Source organism: Lentibacillus salinarum, assembly GCF_042679865.1.
Classification (GTDB): domain Bacteria; phylum Bacillota; class Bacilli; order Bacillales; family Amphibacillaceae; genus Lentibacillus; species Lentibacillus salinarum.
The window spans coordinates 398,807-416,708 of the sequence record NZ_JBHTNH010000002.1; the positions used below are offsets into that span (position 1 = coordinate 398,807).

Here is a 17,902-nt window from a genome sequence, read left to right on the forward strand (position 1 = left end):
AAACAACACCATCACTCGTAGGAAATATCGTTTTTCACCACATCATGATGGGTTTCACGTCTAATTACAAGCTGGTCCCGGCCGTTTTCAACAAAAACTGCGGCTGGATTGGGAAATCGATTATAATGACTGGCCATTGCATATCCATACGCACCTGTTGAAAACACAGCCAATATATCATCACTGTCAATGTCGGGAACAGGCAGATCCCATATCAGCATATCCCCCGATTCACAGCATTTTCCGGCAACTGAAACCGTGTTTGTTGCTGGCTGTCCCGCTTTGTTGGCCAGCACAGCTTCATATTCCGCCTGGTAAAGCGCCGGGCGCAGGTTGTCTGTCATACCCCCGTCAACCGAAATATATTGGCGCACATCCGGTATATTTTTGGTCGAACCGACGGTATAAAGAGTAATGCCGGCATTACCGGCTATGGCTCGTCCCGGTTCAATCCAGATTTCCGGTAAAGGCATGTTAAAAGCGGCTGCCTGTTCCTGAACAGCGGCCGTGATCTTCCGTACGTGTTCAGGGTATGAAAGCGGCTGGTCTTTTTCAGTATAGCGGATACCGAATCCACCGCCAAGATTCAGGACTTCCGGAACAAAATCGTACTCAACCTGCCACTCGGCCAGTTTCTTGAATAAGGTCTGCGCTGCCAGCAAAAAACTTTCTGATTCAAACAGCTGTGAGCCAATGTGGCTGTGAAGCCCCTTAAAGCGCATATGCTGCTGCTCCTGTAATCGTAAGAAAGCCTGATCAGCCTGTCCGTCAGCCAAATTAAAACCAAACTTGGAATCTTCATTGCCCGTCATGATATATTGATGTGTATTGGGTTCAATCCCCGGTGTGACACGCATCAGGATATCGATTGTTTTATCTTTTTCCTGAAGAATTTTATCGATCAGTTCAATTTCCTGAAAATTATCGACGACAATACAGCCAATGTCATGATCGATGGCCATTTCCAGCTCAGCATAACTTTTATTATTGCCATGCAAATGAATTTTACTGGCGGGGAAATCCGCCAACAGTGCTGTATAAAGTTCCCCTTGTGAGACGACATCAAGGCTCAGGCCTTCTTGCTTAATAACCTGAAGCATGGCGATGGACGAAAAAGCTTTGCTCGCATAGGCTACCTGTGCCTGGACACCGAGTTCCTGAAATGTATTGACAAAAGCACGGCAGTTTTCCCGGATTAATGAAACATCATAAACGTACAATGGTGTCCCATACTTTCGAGCCAGCTCTGTTGTATCCATTTCACCGATTGTCAGATGTCCTACCTCGTTTATATTAAATGGATGGTGATCCACGATCATATCATATTCCCCCAATTCATAGCAGACCGCCGAAGACATAACTGGAACTCAAAAACGGCTCCAGATATTTAAAGCCATTCTGTTATGTCATTTCAAAGTGTAAAAATACTTTATCACATAAAAGCCGAAAAAAAAAGAATAAAGCGAAAGAGCCGAATAAAAACTGAAAAACCACGTTCGTTTTCCAATAAAACGAACGTGGCTTATGATTATGGTTTCGGCTGCCTGTAATCATTTTTTGGATGGACAATGCTGGGCCGTTTATTCGAGTACGGCATAGGAATACGGAAGATTATCTCTTTCATCCCTGCAGCATTGAACGGAATAAACGGCCACAGATATGGCGTCTGTAATGATTTTAATTGCACCAGATAGAGAACATAAAGTGTCACGCCGATGGCAAATCCAATTGACCCAAATAAAGCTGTCGCCAGAATTAAAACGATCCTGGCAATCTTATTGGCAACCCCTAGTTCATAACTCGGTGTGACGTAAATGCCAATGGCACTGACCGATACATACAAAATGATTTCCGGTCCAAACAGCCCGACATCAATAGCGATTTCCCCAATTAATACGGCTGCAATAAGTCCCATCGATGTTGCCAATGGCGTCGGTGTATGGATAGCAGCCATCCGCAGAAACTCAATGCCCAAATCAGCCAGAATGATTTGGATTGCCACAGGTACGGTACCTTCTTCCTTGGGACCAATAAACGAAAGCTCTGCCGGCAATAACGACGGGTCCATGACGAATAAGAGCCATAAAGGCAACAGAAAAATGGATAACATGATCGCAAAGAACCTTGACAAACGCATGATTGTACCGACCAGCGGTGTTTCGCGGTATTCTTCAGCATGCTGGACATGGTGGAAAAAAGTCGTCGGCAGGATAATAACACTTGGAGACGTATCCACAATTAATACCACGTGCCCTTCCATCAAATGAGCAGCCGCCACATCAGGCCGTTCCGTATAACGGACCAGCGGATATGGTTTCCATTTCGGGCTGGTCATAAATTCTTCCACCGTTTTATCCGTCATGGCTATCCCGTCGACTTCGATCTGAGCTAATTTATCTTTTATTAAGTTAATCAGATGCCTGTCTGCTATATCATCAATATAGCATAGACAAACGTCCGTTTTCGATCGCTCACCAACTTTTAACATCTCATGGCGCAAGCGGGCGTCACGGATCCGTCTTCTTGTCAGAGCTGTATTTTCAATGACGTTTTCCGTATAGCCATCGCGCGAACCCCTGACCACATGCTCCGTGTCAGGCTCTTCCGGTGAACGTCCGGGGTAGTGTCGGACATCGACAATAAAGGCATAATCTATACCATCAACAAAAATAATTAATAAACCGGACAGCATCTGATCGACAGCTTCATCCAACGACTTTGTCCGTTCCACCTGCTGATAAATAATCCGGTTTTCCACTATTTCCGGTAATTTTTTCGTATTTGTTTCATCATCATTGATCTGGACGAGCTGGCGCATGATTTGCTGTATCACAGACCCATCACAAAGGCCGTTAACGTAATACAGTTGAATTTTTCGTTTTAAAATCACCAATTCGCGAAAATCGAGATCAAACGATGTATCCAGTCCAATATGGTCCCGCATATATTGTTCATTTTTTTCTATTTTTGTGTAAATTGGACTTTTCGTTTGGTTTTGACTCATATTATACAACTCTCCACTTATCTGACTTTATGAAGGTAACGATCATTCCGTTTACAGGAAACTCATTCCGCAAAAATGGTCCATTGAAAAAGGGATCCGGCAACTTTCCCTAAGACGATCGCCATTAGCAGCCACAACAATTTATCCTCCAGTCGTATTCGTCTTGACAGGATCGGAAATACATTCAGCACTTCCGTCAAAGCAGCTGCCAGCATGCCATTAAACAGCCCGTGAAAACAGCCCCAAAGAATAAGCAACAGAGCAGGCTGATTCCAGGATACATCCGCAAATGATATATATATCCCGAACAACGACCCGGTAATGATGCTAGCAATATAGACGGGGATCAGCTTATCTGTTTTACTTAATTGGATTAACCTGGGAATGATGCCCAATACCGTTAAAAATGCAACAAATCCGCCCCCGACCGCAATACCAGCAGCGAACCCAATCATCATCTCCAGCAGCTTAGTGAGAACGTCCGGTATCATTCAGCTTATTCTCATAATAACTGAGATAGTGGTCCATATTCTGCTGGTAATTGAATATCTCAACTTCGAGAGGGCTCGGTTCTTCATTGAATCGCTTACGGAACCAGTGATTGAAAAATAACAGCATTCCAATCCCTAGTCCGAATGAATACGGTATCTGAATCCATAATGGGTATTGGTTTTCGTCACCCGTCAGCATGTAATGGAGTTTCTGCTGAACTTCCTGCATACTGACATCATAATGAAAGTTCATAATGGTCATGGCTGTTCCGATAAACAAAAGCAGCCAAACAAATGCTACGACCAATACGTTTGGCTTCTTTTTATGTTGCTGGATTCGGATAATGGTATGAGATGGCCCGACAAGCTGAAACTCCAAGTTACTGTATGTTTTGTTCAAATAATCGATAACTAGAAAGCTATCCACAATCACCACATTCCGATCTTTTTTTGTAAGCCGGTAGATCGGGGTCTTTTCCAGCTCTTGCTGTAATGGTGAGGATGCAGAAATGTTCGCTATATCCTTCAGCATCACTTGCTTTAAGTACGTCATGCTGACATTCTTTTTCATGCGCAAATAGACGATTTCTGACATATAAGTCTCATCCTCTTTACGATATGGTATCTGTTAGTGTTTGTTAAAAACACAAAAAATATGACAGAAAAAAGTCCGGCGCAAATATTGCCGTCATTAATCTCAGGACCAAAAGACTTCAGGAAGGATATGAAAAGGCTGCCCCGAGAGATAATTGGGACAGCCTTCCTTTCGTCATGGAATCATATTCATTTTCATATCTTTCAGTATCTTTTTCTCCAGTCTTGACACCTGAACCTGAGAAATGCCCAGTCTATCGGCCACTTCGGATTGTGTCCGGTCTTTATAATAGCGTAAATACAGAATAAGCCGTTCGCGTTCATTCAGCCGTCTCATGGCTTCCTGCAGTGTCAGTTTGTCAAACCAGCTTGTGTCATCATCGGCAATTTGATCCAATAATGTAATCGGGTCCCCATCATTTTCAAACACTGTTTCGTGGATAGAATGAGGTGATTTAGCAGCTTCTTCGGCATGGACGACTTCTTCGGATGTGATATCCAGCGATTCGGCAATCTCCAGAACCGTTGGTGTCCGTCCGAGCTGCTTTGTTAATTCATCCCGTTTTTTACGTATTTTGTTACCTGTCTCTTTCAGGGAGCGGCTTACTTTGACACTGCCATCATCCCGGATAAACCGCTGGATTTCTCCGATAATCATGGGCACAGCATATGTGGAGAACTTGACATCATAAGATAAATCAAATTTGTCAATCGCTTTAATCAGGCCAATGCTACCTATTTGGAATAAATCATCAGGATCATATCCGCGATTGATAAATCGCTGGACAACTGACCATACGAGTCTGACATTGCTTTCGACCAGCAGATCACGCGCTTGTTTGTCACCTTGTTGGCTTTTATGAATGCAGGTTTTCACCTGTTCATCCGTCAATGATTCCTGACGGTTCGCATTTTCAACATTCACATCCATAGGCATCCCTATTTAGAAACCGTTTTTTTTGATAATTGTTTTGTCATATGAACAGTTGTCCCATTTTCAGGTGACGATATGATCTCCAACGCATCCATAAAGTTCTCGATGATTGTAAAGCCCATCCCCGACCTTTCCAATTCGGGCTTGGAGGTATAGAGCGGCTGCTTGGCCTCATCCACATCACCGATGCCGATGCCCTCATCCTTGATCATTAATTCCACTTCATCTTCGTGCAGCACACAGGAAATGGAAACATGATTCCCCGGTTCATTGTTATAACCATGGATAATCGCATTTGTAACGGCTTCGGAAACGACGGTTTTAATTTCGGTCAGCTCATCCATCGTTGGATCCAGCTGAGCAACAAAAGAAGCAACGGTCACTCTGGCAAATGATTCATTTTCGCTCACACTGGCAAACTCGACAAACATTTCATTTTTCATGAAGCCACCCCCAACGTTGATAACGCGTATTCCTCGTTCTCCTCTAAACGTATAATTTTAAACATACCGGACATTTCAAATAATCGCAGAACTGGTGCCGAAACGGAGCAGACAACCATTTCCCCTCCGAGCTGCAGTACTTCTTTGTATCTGCCCAGAACGACACCAAGCCCTGAACTGTCCATGAATGTTACAGACTCAAGGTTCAAAACGACATGTTTGATAGCGTTGGAATACATCATTTCTTTCCACTCGTTTCGCAATCCTTCTGCTTCATGATGATCCAATTCGCCGGCCATTCTGACGACAAGGACATCCTGTTTAACATCAAACACAGTAGACAGACTCATTATTCCAGTTCCTCCTCACATATTCATTCTGGGTATTCTTTCGTTATAGGGATGTTCAAATCCTGCCTCTCGACAAAAGAAGAAGAAATTCACCAGAATGTCTTTTAATTCACCATATGGCGCATGGTCCGTTTGAATAACGTTAAATATGAAGCCTTCTGAGCGTCATTTTCCACGATTAACGATGTTTTAGAAAGTGGCTTCCCGTCCTTATTTTTAATCACTAATTCACCAACCTGGTCCCCTTGTTGGATCGGCAGGCTCAGATCGGATTTCATGTTGACTGATACAGACACATCTTTGTCTTCCTCACCTTTGCGGTGGATGGTACTAACCGATTCAGATGTTACGACATCAATGGATTCATCCTCCGCTTTTAATAACTCCAATGCGGTGATCGTTTCGCCTTTTTCATATAAATTTTTGGTTTCAAAATGATTGAATGCATAATCAAGCATGCTGCTGATATTGGCATTCCGTTCTTTTGTCGTATCTGCACCCATTACAACCGCAATGACCCGCATATTGTCATTCTCGGCCGTAGCCGTCAAACAGTATTTTGCTTCGTTCGTATATCCGGTTTTCAACCCGTCAACGCCCGGGTAAAATTTAACCAGTTTATTCGTATTAACAAGCCAGAATTCGTTTTCCTCACCTTTTCGCAAATAATCCTCGTAAATCGATGTATAGTCCGTTACGGATTGGTATTTTAATAACGCTTTCGCCATAATGGCCATATCGTGAGCCGTACTGTAGTGATTGTCAGCCGGTAGTCCGGTGGCATTCTGGAATTGTGTGTTTTCCAGCTCCAATGTTTTAGCTTTTTCGTTCATTTGTTCGACAAACGCTTTTTCACTGCCAGCTATTCGCTCAGCTAGTGCTACACTGGCATCATTTCCAGAGGCAATGGCGACGCCCTTGAGCAGATCATGAACGGTCATTTCCTCGCCGGCTTCGAGAAATATTTGCGATCCCCCCATGGAGGCAGCACGTTCACTGATTCGGATGGTTTCATCTTTGTCAATCTTCCCCTCGTCAAGGGCTTCCATAATCAGTAGTAGAGTCATAACTTTGGTCATACTGGCAGGCGGCAGTTTTTCATGGGCATTTTTGTCAAACAGCAGCTTTCCGGTATCACGCTCAATCAAAATGGCGGATTGTGTGTCCGGGGCCATGTTCAGCTCCTCATCAACTTTATCTTCTTCATTTTCCTCGCCGAAGACGGTCAGTGGCAGGATTAAAACTGAAAATATAATGCTAGTCAATAAAACAAGTCTTCTCATTGTTCAACCTCCAACATTCAATATACTCCTATGATTGCCATTTGCAGATTTTCTTATACAATAAAGCGAAACGTCAATCATCGGGATGTTCTTTCCCCGCTGATATTAAGGAACAAAGGCTAAGGTCGCAACGTCCTCGAAAAAGAAAAGCACTTTTTCTTCGTGCGATGTATCGCTGTCGCACCTTTCCTTGTCCTGTTGCAACGCCTCCCGTGACCTACATCGTGCAGGCCCGAGCCGAATCAGACATTTATGGACAGTTATCTCCCGTATTTTGGGGGGATTAGTGTCCGTTACATGCGTGATAAAGTGAAACTTCATTCAGTGGGGCGCTTCTTCCCGCTGAATGTTAGTTGAACAGAATCGGACATTTATGGACAGTTATCCCCCGTATTTTGGGGGGATTAGTGTCCGTTACATGCGTGAAAAAACGCATACTGAAATCAGTATGCGCCCAAAGTGTTTTATTCTGTTATGGTGTCGTATATAAGTGGTGGTGTGTCGACAACGCCATCGGCTATTATGATGCTTTCATACAGCTTTTCTTTCACTCTATCCACGGTCGTGGTACTGGCATGAATCGTCAACAGTGGTTCACCTTGATTGACAGCATCGCCGATCTTTTTGTGCAGGACAACACCGACAGACAAATCAATTTTAGACTCCTTCGTCGCTCTACCTGCACCAAGCATCATAGCAGCTGAGCCAATATTGTCAGCAACAATCTTTGAGACAACCCCGGATTCTTTCGCGAGAAGCTCGAATGTACAAGGTGATTGCGGCAACAACTCCGGATGGTCCGCCACACGCGCATCGCCGCCCTGTGACGCAAGAAATCGTTTGAAATGATCGAAAGCCTTTCCGTTGTTTAGGTTTTCAGTTAAACGTTCTTTCGCTTCGTCAAGTGTATCCGCTTTGCGCGCCAATACGACCATTTGGCTGCCGAGTTCCAGACATAGCTCAGTCAAGTCGTGCGGACCATTACCCTGCAGTGTATCAATGGCTTCTCTAACCTCCAGCGCGTTACCAATCGCACTCCCCAACGGCTGACTCATATCGGAGATGACTGCCATGGTATTGCGGCCAATATGGTTACCGATTGAAACCATCGCCCGCGCCAGCTCTTTGGCCTCTTCAAACTGCTTCATGAACGCACCGGCTCCGGTTTTAACATCCAAAACAATCGCATCGGTACCGGAAGCGATTTTTTTACTCATAATCGAACTCGCAATCAGGGGAATCGAATTGACAGTTGCTGTCACATCCCGCAGGCTGTACAGTTTTTTGTCAGCCGGAGCCAGATTTCCAGTCTGGCCGACAACGGCTACTTTATTTTGGTTAACAAGGTCAACAAATTCATCACTGGTTATTTCCACATGAAACCCTGGAATTGCTTCCAGCTTATCGATTGTTCCACCGGTGTGCCCCAGGCCCCGGCCACTCATTTTCGCTACCGGAACCCCAAGTGACGCAACCAGCGGGGCGAGAATCAGCGTTGTTGTGTCACCAACACCGCCGGTTGAATGTTTATCAACTTTGATGCCGGAGATGGCTGAAAGATCCATTTGATCACCGGATTCGACCATGGCAGTGGTCAGTTCCGCGCGTTCCGCTTCGGTCATATCTTGGAGAAAAATTGCCATTAAAAGTGCACTCACCTGGTAGTCCGGGATTTCACCGCCGGTATAGCCGTTGACAACAAAACGGATTTCGTCACTGGTAAGACTTTGGCCGTCACGCTTTCTTTCAATGATGTCATACATTCGCATAAAATCACCTTTATCCTAATTAGGTAATGTTCGGATGATTTCTTTCACGAATCGAAGGAAATCTTCCCGTACTTGTTCGGTCGTTTCAATGACTTCCTGATGGGTCAGCGGCTGATCAAGAATGCCGGCAGCCATATTGGAAATACAGGAAATGCCCAGCACCCGCAGACCTGCATGGCCCGAGACAATCACTTCAGGAACAGTTGACATGCCAACTGCATCACCGCCGAGTGTCCGCAGCATCTTAATTTCCGCCGGTGTCTCGTATGTGGGGCCGGGGTTACCGACATAAACACCTTCCTGAACCGTTAATCCCAGTTTGGCTGCACAGTCTCTCGCATGGTGCAGATAGGTTTTATCATATACCTGAGACATATCAGGGAAGCGCTCCCCCAAGGATTCGTCATTTGGACCAAGTAGCGGATTGTCACCCATATGATTGATGTGATCGGTTATCAGCATTAAATTGCCGGGTTCAAAAGACCTGTTGATGCCACCGGCTGCATTGGTCACAATAATCGATTCGGCGCCCAATTCTTTCATAACCCGTACAGGGAACGTCACTTGCTGCATGGAATAACCTTCATAGTAATGAAAGCGACCCTGCATCGCAATAACCTGCTTCCCCTCCAATTCACCTGCTACCAGCTGACCTTTATGACCAGCTACTGTTGATTCCGGAAAATGAGGGATATCTTTATAGGCAAATGTCACCAGGTCTTCAATCTCATCAGCCAACACACCAAGCCCCGATCCTAAAATCAGTCCTAAAACGGGTTTGGCAGGCAGTTGACCATTGATATGGGCGACGGCTTCTTTTATCATTGTCTGATCCATCCTGAACACCCCCTCCTATTTGATAGCCGCCAGAAAGCTTTTTCCGTGTTCCGGCATGTTAATCTTAAAGTTGTCCGCCACCGTTGCACCAATGTCAGCAAACGTATCCCTCAGTGGCAACTCTTTTCCGGAGGTCATGTTAGTATGATAAATAAGCAGTGGCACATACTCCCGTGTATGATCTGTTCCATGATGGATCGGATCATTACCATGATCGGCTGTAATGATGAGTAAGTCATCTTCGTTCAGCCGGTTCATGACTTCCGGCAAGCGTGCATCAAAAGCTTCCAGGGCCTTGCCATAACCTTCAGGGTCACGTCTGTGGCCGTACTTGGCATCGAAATCAACCAAATTCAAAAAGTTTAATCCTGTAAAGTCTTTGGCCATCGAATCAATCAGTTTTGTCATGCCGTCTTCGTTATCGGCAGTGCGAATCGCCTCTGTAACCCCTTCACCGTCATAAATATCGGAAATTTTACCAAGCGCGATCACGTCATATTCGGCATCGTCCAGTTCATTCATAACCGTACGGCCAAAAGGTTTTAACGCGTAGTCATGGCGGTTGGCTGTGCGTTGAAAAGCGTCTTGTTCACCAACAAATGGACGTGCAATGACACGGCCAACCATATATTTTTCATCCAGCGTAAGTTCACGGGCGATTTCGCATATATGGTACAATTCTTCTAATGGCACAACCTCTTCATGAGCGGCGATCTGTAAAACAGAATCAGCAGACGTGTAAACAATCAGCGCCCCTGTATCCATGTGTTCCTTGCCCAGCTCTTCAATGATGGCCGTACCTGATGCCGGTTTGTTCCCGATCACTTTTCTGCCTGTCCTGCCTTCCAGATCAGCAATTAACTCGTCCGGAAAACCGTCCGGAAATGTCCGGAATGGCTGCTGAATATTCAGGCCCATAATTTCCCAGTGACCGGTCATGGTATCTTTGCCGTTGGAAGCCTCCTGCATTTTCGTGTAATGGGCCATCGGGCTTCCTGCTTTTTCAATGCCGTTTATTTCCTTGATATTGCTTAAACCCAATTCCCCCATATGAGGCATATTCAATCCGTCCATCCGATCTGCGATATGACCCAACGTATCCGCACCTTCATCGTTAAAATCTTTTGCGTCAGGTGCTTCTCCGATCCCAACGGAATCCATAACAATCAAAAATATACGTTTAAAATCCTGCATCCTTCATACCTCCTGTCGTTATTTTTCCCTGTTTCACGTCATATTATGTTAGCCTTCATGTTGTATGATGTCTGACGACTATCCGGTTAAAAGGACCTACCCGCAATACCTGCCTGAAAACGGTATTACCTGCGCATAGCTGATTCAACCTACATAAATGATTAAGCCCGCGGATGATAGGATTGATAAATATCTTTCAATCTGGCTTTTGTGATATGTGTGTAAATTTGCGTGGTCGATATGTCGGCGTGACCGAGCATTTCCTGAACGGATCGCAAATCAGCACCATTTTCCAGTAAATGTGTGGCAAATGAATGCCTTAATGTGTGCGGTGTGATCTGTTTTTTAATCCCCGCATCACGGGCAATCCCTTTTAATATTTTCCAGAAACCCTGGCGTGACAGCGGTCGGCCATGCTGGTTCACAAACAAAGCATTTTGATCCTGTCCCCGTTTAACGAGGTGCCCTCTCGCCTGCTGTAAATACGCATCTACCGCTTTTTTCGCTACGTCACCCAGCGGGACAATCCGTTCTTTTGAGCCTTTTCCCATGCAGCGGACAAACCCCATGGTCAAATGAAGATCACTCACTTCCAGAGATACCAGCTCCGTTACACGCAACCCGGTCGCATACATTAACTCAAGCATCGCCTTATTCCGAAGCGCTAAAGGTGTACGGCCGCCAATTGTTAACAAAGTCTCCACGTCATGCGCAGATAGCGTCGCAGGTAATTTTCGCTCTTTTTTCGGTGTTTCGATATGTATACTGGCATCATGATTGACCAGTTGTTCCCGAATGAGAAATTGATGGAATGAACGAATTGACGAAATCGTCCGGGAAATGGTAGCAGCCGATTTACCATCCTCTTTCAGTTTGTAAAGAAACCCGATGATATCGGATCGGCCGATGTCGTTCCAGTCTGATTTCCGGCTTATTTTTTCTTGGTATTGCATATAATGTTTCAAATCCCGCTTATAGGATGCTAATGTATTATCAGATACGCCTTGCTCCACCAGTAAATAATGGAAAAAATCATCAAAAGTGGGTTTAAGCATGTTCATTACTCCCCTAAGCGAAAAAATAAGTTCAACCGATCAATAATCCTTTGGTTATCTGTCTCAAAAACTTCGACAGACGGTCCTTCCGGGGGGTCATAGCGGTGAAATTGTTCGTATTCGGTATGCATATACCGCAAGCCAAAATAAAACAGGCCAGTGCAGGCTATGAAAATAACAAACACCTTGAACGTGTCCCAAATTAGTTGTTTCATTGTCGGTCACCTCTTTTACATATCTATTAATCAAGATATGCCAAAAAAGACTGACAATATACATGGGAACGAACATGAATTACCTACTATTACCAAAATAACCTATTGGATGTAAAATGTAAATGAATTGACTTTCATTAATTCGTTATCTGTTTGAACAATAAAATACCTTTTTCCTTTGAAGAAAAAAGGCGTACGGTCACGATCTCTTTGTTAACTTGTCGATTTGACGACCGCTTCCTGACATTGTTTACAAATTCCATGAAATGTCAATCGGTGATCCTTCACCTGGAAGCTCCAATTCGTTTCAACTATTTTCTCCACATCTCCGAGCAAATCTTCAATAATTTCTTCAACAGAGCCGCATTCGGTACAAACGAGATGATGATGAAAATGTTCTGCCCCCTCTTTCCGAAGGTCATAACGGGAGACACCATCACCAAAGTTAATTTTATCAACGATTTTCAGTTCCGATAACAATTCCAGTGTCCGATAAACAGTTGCCAAACCTATTTCAGGTGCTTTTTCTTTAACCAGTAGATAGATATCTTCAGCACTGAGATGATCATCTTCACGTTCCAGCAACACCCTGACAGTGGCTTCCCGCTGTGGTGTCAATTTATAGCTTTGGGCATGGAGCTGTTTTTTTATCTGTTCAATACGGTGTTCCATGGCAACTCTCCTCCCTGTTTCCCCAACTACATTATATGCTCACAGGTGTGACGTGTCAAAGTATAATGATTATAATTTGTTATTTGTAATCATTATTATATTATATATGTTACTCATTATAAAGGGCGTTTATTAACATTTCCATCGCCCCATTAGCTACATAAGCTTCCATGGCAGCTGCAGCCAGGGAAAACACCATCAGGGAAGCAAACACAGCCGCATATTTGCCCAAAGGCTGGAGAACAGGCTGAGCGATTCGTCGCGAAAAAAGCTTTCTTAACAATGTCAGGGAGAAAAGCATCGATAAACTGCCGGCGATAATATAAACTGGTATAACCAGCAAATTTTGCGGCGCAATCGACAATGATGCCAAAAAAAGGCCGTCCATGCCGAGCTGGTTAACGATAAAACCAACGGAAAAGCCAACAACGAGGCCTTTTAAAAACAATAAAATCCACACGACTGGGAGACCGATAACAGACAGGCCCAAAACAAACAGTAAAAAGAGGTATTTCACATGATAAAAAAAACTGCTTGTCCATATTTCACGGCTGCTGATTTGTTCATCTTCAGCTATCCCACCGAAAAAGCGTTCAAGGTAAAAAAACAAATCCTGTTTCTGTACAAAATTCATACTGTTTACAATGATGGCACCAAAAATAACACCGGTTAAAAACAGGATCGTCATAAAAATATAAATGGTAGCATGTTCTCTTACGTGATCGATTAACAAAGTGCGTTTGTTATTCATCGGAATCCTCCATCACTCATGTAAATTTCGCTTCTAGTAGAAACTATGAAGAATTCCATATAAACATACCAATTTATTTTTGGTGCGTCATATTAAAATGTTGTGACAGTGCCATATTTTCCGCCGCCACCAGCTTTGATTGATAACTTACCTTTTCTCATATTTATAATGGACGTTGCTAGTTTTTCGGGGATGATTTCCTTCAAATCATCAAACGAAACGTTATGAATCACATTCATTTCTGTCTGAAAATGTTCCAGCAGCTTCGCGAATGTCTTGGGTCCAAGCTTTGGCAAATATTCCAGTGGAACCTGGTATAAATAAGGTGGCCGCCCCCTTTTTTCCTGATCAGTATTTTTTAATTCCTGAATCCGGTCAAACACACCTTTGACAATTTTCGTTGACCCGCATTGATGACATTTGCTGGCATCAGCAGACAATGGTTCTAGACATTGACTGCAGACGGTCGTATGATATTTTCCGAGGTGTGGGTTCATCCCGAAGTTCCGTTTTATATGCCGATCATTTACATTGTGAAGTGCCCAGTTGAATTCTTTAAACGAAGGCTCTTCCATGGTGATTTCCTGGTATTCCCTGGCAATCTTCGGAAGTGAATGTGCATCGGAATTTGATAAAAAAGTAAAGTCATGTAACTCGTTGATTTGATCTGCCATCGTCGTATCCGAGCTGAGGCCCAATTCAATCCCGTCGATCAGATCCGGATCCAGCACTTCGCTTAACGATTGATGCACCCCTTTTCCATACATGCTTTTAAACGGTGTAAACACATGGGCAGGAATAAATACACCCGAATGCGCCTTCACTTTATATTGCAGATCTTTTGCCGTTCCATAATAGCGCTGGGAACTCAATGTGATATTTTTCATTCTCGTGGTCAGCCATTCCGAGAACATTTCCATTTCATCCAGTGTCGGGAGAAAACACAGAACATGGATCGGTCCCCGGCAATTTTTATCATAAACTTCAATTTCCGTACCGAGCAGCAAAGTTACATTTTCAAAACGGATTCCCCCGTCATCCAATTCATGAGCGTAACCAGCCCCGATAAGTTCCTTGATCTCCTGCTGTACCGCCGGCGCATGACTGTCGATAACGCCGACCATATGGATTCCCTTGTTCCGGCTTGCTTCTTTCAGAACATTTGTCAAGGTCAACGTTTTAGCGCCGGTAATTTTAACCGAATGGTTGTACATATCCCGGCCAATGTGTATATGCATATCAGCAAAAAACGATTTCAGCATTCGCTACATCCTTTCGAGTGTCTCCAAATACAGTATGGCGTAGTTGGTTTTCGCATCATGAATCCGCTGTTCGTTCACATATTGTCTGGCTTCGTCAAGCGTCAATTCAAGCAATTCAATAAACTCATCATCGTCACCGGAAGCGGCGTTCTCCACTGGTTCAAGGTCGTCTGCCAGATACAGATACATGATTTCGTCGGCAAACCCCGGTGATGTGTAAAATGACGTGATGAACGTCGGTGAACTTGCCGTGTACCCGGTTTCCTCTTCCAATTCACGCAGCGCAGTTACTGATGGCTCCTCCCCATTTTCCAGCTTCCCGGCCGGAATTTCCACCAATGATTTTTCCAGCGGTTTACGGTACTGTTCGACAAATACAATTTTATTGTCTTTTGTAATCGGAATGATGCCGACTGCCCCGGCATGCTTGACTAGCTCCCGTCTGGACGTTTTCCCATCCGGCAGTGTGACATCATCCACCTGCAATTTAACGATTTTGCCGTCATATATGGTTTCCGTTTGAATCGTCTTTTCTTCAAATTTTTTCATGAATGCTCTCACCCTTTTTGGCAAAAATACTATTCCTATTCTAGCATATTAGCTAATTCTTGTATTTGTCGTGATGACTCTTTTACAATAGGGGTTAAATATATGGCAATGGAGGCGTTACGATGAATAAAAATCAGTTGGGACAATCGGATCTATATGTCTCCGAGCTGACACTTGGCTGTATGTCACTGGGAACAGACAGTCAAAAAGCAAAAGAAATTGTTGACCACGCACTTGGTGCCGGTATCAATCACCTGGATACAGCAGACTTGTACGATTTTGGCCAAAATGAAGCGATCGTCGGTGAAGCCATTAAAGGAAAACGGGACCAGGTTATTTTAACAACAAAAGTCGGCAACCACTTTAATAAGGAGAAGCAGGACTGGTTCTGGGATCCGTCCAAAGCACATATTGAACAGGGCCTAAAAGATAGCCTGCACCGTTTGGGCACTGATTATATCGATTTCTACATGCTGCACGGCGGCACCATCGATGATCCGATTGATGAGTCGATTGAAGCGTTTGAAAACCTAAAACAAGAAGGACTCATTCGGGCTTACGGCATCTCCTCCATCCGTCCGAACGTCATCCGTGAATATGTGCAGCGTTCAAACATTGATGCGGTCATGATGCAATATAATCTGCTGGATCGCCGGCCGGAAGAAGAAATATTGAATCTCCTGCACGACAATAACATCAGTGTCCTGGCACGGGGCCCATTGGCAAAAGGCATGCTCAGTGACCGGGCACATGAACAAATTGAGAAAAAAGGCCAAGATGGTTTTCTCGATTATTCGTATGATGAACTGAAAGCCATTCATCGTGACATTGAAAAAATAAGTGGCGATGGCTCATTAAACAGCCTAGCATTAAGCTATATACTGAAGCATCCCGCCGTTGCGAGTGCTGTATTTGGCGCCAGTTCTGGCAGCCAGGTTGATGGCAATGCGAATGTTGATCATTCAGCTTTGACGGACGAAACATACCGGAAAATACAGGATGTTACAAAGGCGATTCAATATACCAATCACCGGTAGGACTTATTTCTACTACAATCGAAATTTAGTTGAAAAAGGGGGTATGAAAAAAAATATTTTTTTCGTGCCCCCTTTTTGGTATCCGGATACGATTATAGTCGTGAAAGAAGGTCGTTATCCGGATAAATGACAGTCATTTCCATTGATAATAATTAATCAGGGGTATACAATATTAGAACAAACGTTCCTGTAATGAGGTGAATGACAATGGATTATACCAATTACCCACGGAATGATGTTCTGTGTATTGATATGCGCTCCTTTTATGCGAGTGTCGAGGCGGTCAAACGGGGGCTTGATCCGATGACTGTAAAGCTGGCCGTTGTCGGGGATGTCAACCGATCAGGAAGCATCGTTCTTGCCGCCTCCCCAGCTCTGAAACAAAAGCATGGCATCAGCAATGTCAGCCGCTTTTTCGAACTACCTGACGATCCCGGAATTGTGATTGCACCGGCACATATGGCGGATTATTTACAAGTATCGATGGAAATCACCAAATTGATTCATCAATATGTTCCGAAAGAAGCCATCCACCAGTATTCGGTTGATGAAGTCTGGGTGACCGTGAACGGGCTGGGAACGTTATTCGGCGACCGGTGGCAGGTTGCGAATGCTATCAAGCAGGATATTCTGGAAAACTTCGGAATAACCTGCTCTATCGGAATAGGCGATAATAAATTTTTGGCCAAAGTGGTCATGGATCTGCACGCCAAAAAATATGGCATCGCGGAATGCACCTATGAAGACGTCGCGGAAAAATTATGGCCATTCCCGGTGCAGGACGTTTGGGGAATCGGCCGGCGGATGCAGCGCAACTTAAACCGGATGGGGATTGTCACGCTTGAACAACTGGCCAATTTTCCCCTGAAACAATTAACCAAGCGATTCGGTATTATAGGCGAACAGCTCTATTGGCATGCTTGGGGCGTTGATTTGAGTCCTGTTTTCGGCAACTTCACCAAAACAAAACAAAAAGGTTTCGGCCACGGCATCTCGTTATTGCGTGACTATTCCGGCGATGAAGTTGCCATTTGCATTCTCGATTTGTGTGAAGAAGTATGCCGGCGGGCAAGAGGTGCTCGCCAGACCGGCAAAACCATCCATCTTGGCATCTCGTACGCCAAAGAGACAGGCGGCGGCTTCAGCCGGTCACGCTCCGTTGCACTTCCGACCAACATCACCATGGATATGTACAATGTCTGCATGCAGCTGTTTCATGAATTTTACGATGGCATCAGTTATATCCGCCATGTCTATGTCACCCTTGATAACCTGTATGACGACGACGAAACACAATTGGACCTTTTCGATGATAGGCCAAAGAAAAAAGACATTGGTTACGTCATGGATGCCATTCGTGCCAAGTACGGCTCCACTGCCATACTCCGAGCAACCAGCTATACCGATGCAGGGATCACCATCGGGCGAAGCAGCAAAATCGGCGGACATCAGGCGTAACATA

General features: G+C 44.5%; 19 protein-coding genes. 2 read left to right on the forward strand and 17 right to left on the reverse strand.

Annotated elements, in window-relative coordinates; all coding sequences use genetic code 11:
* Nucleotides 1-11: 11 nt before the first annotated feature.
* From lysA to ACFQ4A_RS02860, 17 genes are all read right to left on the reverse strand, one after another.
* A complete protein-coding gene (gene lysA, locus ACFQ4A_RS02780) occupies nt 12-1,319 on the reverse strand; it encodes a diaminopimelate decarboxylase (protein ID WP_382397327.1) in 1,308 nt (435 codons plus the stop codon).
* A 209-nt stretch (nt 1,320-1,528) separates the two neighbouring features.
* Nucleotides 1,529-3,004: a spore germination protein gene (locus ACFQ4A_RS02785; protein WP_382397329.1), complete on the reverse strand. Its 1,476-nt coding sequence runs from the start codon at nt 3,002-3,004 to the stop codon at nt 1,529-1,531.
* A gap of 62 nt (nt 3,005-3,066) precedes the next feature.
* A complete protein-coding gene (locus ACFQ4A_RS02790; protein ID WP_382397331.1) occupies nt 3,067-3,495 on the reverse strand; it encodes a stage V sporulation protein AB in 429 nt (142 codons plus the stop codon).
* Entirely contained in the window at nt 3,473-4,090 is a 618-nt protein-coding gene (locus ACFQ4A_RS02795) for a stage V sporulation protein AA (RefSeq protein ID WP_382397333.1), read from the reverse strand. Before ACFQ4A_RS02795 ends, ACFQ4A_RS02790 begins: the two co-directional genes overlap by 23 nt.
* A 174-nt stretch (nt 4,091-4,264) precedes the next feature.
* Entirely contained in the window at nt 4,265-5,020 is a 756-nt protein-coding gene (sigF, locus tag ACFQ4A_RS02800) for an RNA polymerase sporulation sigma factor SigF (protein WP_382397335.1), read from the reverse strand.
* A gap of 8 nt (nt 5,021-5,028) precedes the next feature.
* Nucleotides 5,029-5,466: an anti-sigma F factor gene (gene spoIIAB / locus ACFQ4A_RS02805; protein ID WP_382397337.1), complete on the reverse strand. Its 438-nt coding sequence runs from the start codon at nt 5,464-5,466 to the stop codon at nt 5,029-5,031.
* Nucleotides 5,463-5,816, reverse strand: coding sequence for an anti-sigma F factor antagonist (gene spoIIAA / locus ACFQ4A_RS02810; RefSeq protein WP_382397339.1), 354 nt, complete (start codon nt 5,814-5,816; stop codon nt 5,463-5,465). Before spoIIAA ends, spoIIAB begins: the two co-directional genes overlap by 4 nt.
* 104 nt (nt 5,817-5,920) lie before the next feature.
* Nucleotides 5,921-7,099: a D-alanyl-D-alanine carboxypeptidase family protein gene (locus tag ACFQ4A_RS02815; protein ID WP_382397341.1), complete on the reverse strand. Its 1,179-nt coding sequence runs from the start codon at nt 7,097-7,099 to the stop codon at nt 5,921-5,923.
* A gap of 464 nt (nt 7,100-7,563) precedes the next feature.
* Nucleotides 7,564-8,868 carry a pyrimidine-nucleoside phosphorylase gene (locus ACFQ4A_RS02820; protein ID WP_382397343.1) on the reverse strand — a complete coding sequence of 435 codons (1,305 nt, stop codon included), beginning with the start codon at nt 8,866-8,868 and terminating at the stop codon, nt 7,564-7,566.
* A gap of 15 nt (nt 8,869-8,883) precedes the next feature.
* Entirely contained in the window at nt 8,884-9,705 is an 822-nt protein-coding gene (locus ACFQ4A_RS02825) for a purine-nucleoside phosphorylase (RefSeq protein WP_382397345.1), read from the reverse strand.
* Nucleotides 9,706-9,720: 15 nt separating this feature from the next.
* Complete coding sequence (deoB, locus tag ACFQ4A_RS02830; protein ID WP_382397347.1) at nt 9,721-10,899, reverse strand: phosphopentomutase; 1,179 nt, start codon at nt 10,897-10,899, stop codon at nt 9,721-9,723.
* Between the two features lie 161 nt (nt 10,900-11,060).
* Complete coding sequence (gene xerD, locus ACFQ4A_RS02835) at nt 11,061-11,954, reverse strand: site-specific tyrosine recombinase XerD (RefSeq protein ID WP_382397349.1); 894 nt, start codon at nt 11,952-11,954, stop codon at nt 11,061-11,063.
* A 5-nt stretch (nt 11,955-11,959) separates the two neighbouring features.
* On the reverse strand, nt 11,960-12,109 hold the full coding sequence (locus ACFQ4A_RS02840; RefSeq protein ID WP_382397523.1) for a DUF4227 family protein: 150 nt from the start codon (nt 12,107-12,109) through the stop codon (nt 11,960-11,962).
* Between the two features lie 273 nt (nt 12,110-12,382).
* Entirely contained in the window at nt 12,383-12,841 is a 459-nt protein-coding gene (gene fur / locus ACFQ4A_RS02845; RefSeq protein ID WP_382397351.1) for a ferric iron uptake transcriptional regulator, read from the reverse strand.
* Nucleotides 12,842-12,950: 109 nt separating this feature from the next.
* Nucleotides 12,951-13,592 (reverse strand): stage II sporulation protein M, encoded by a 642-nt coding sequence (gene spoIIM / locus ACFQ4A_RS02850; RefSeq protein WP_382397353.1) that lies wholly within the window; start codon nt 13,590-13,592, stop codon nt 12,951-12,953.
* 92 nt (nt 13,593-13,684) lie between these two features.
* Nucleotides 13,685-14,854: an endonuclease Q family protein gene (locus ACFQ4A_RS02855; protein ID WP_382397355.1), complete on the reverse strand. Its 1,170-nt coding sequence runs from the start codon at nt 14,852-14,854 to the stop codon at nt 13,685-13,687.
* Nucleotides 14,855-14,857: 3 nt separating this feature from the next.
* On the reverse strand, nt 14,858-15,403 hold the full coding sequence (locus ACFQ4A_RS02860) for an NUDIX hydrolase (RefSeq protein ID WP_382397357.1): 546 nt from the start codon (nt 15,401-15,403) through the stop codon (nt 14,858-14,860).
* Nucleotides 15,404-15,525: 122 nt separating this feature from the next.
* Here ACFQ4A_RS02860 and ACFQ4A_RS02865 point away from each other — a divergent pair, with 122 nt between their 5' ends.
* Nucleotides 15,526-16,440, forward strand: coding sequence for an aldo/keto reductase (locus tag ACFQ4A_RS02865; RefSeq protein WP_382397359.1), 915 nt, complete (start codon nt 15,526-15,528; stop codon nt 16,438-16,440).
* A 207-nt stretch (nt 16,441-16,647) separates the two neighbouring features.
* On the forward strand, nt 16,648-17,898 hold the full coding sequence (locus tag ACFQ4A_RS02870; RefSeq protein ID WP_382397361.1) for a Y-family DNA polymerase: 1,251 nt from the start codon (nt 16,648-16,650) through the stop codon (nt 17,896-17,898).
* Nucleotides 17,899-17,902 lie beyond the last annotated feature (4 nt).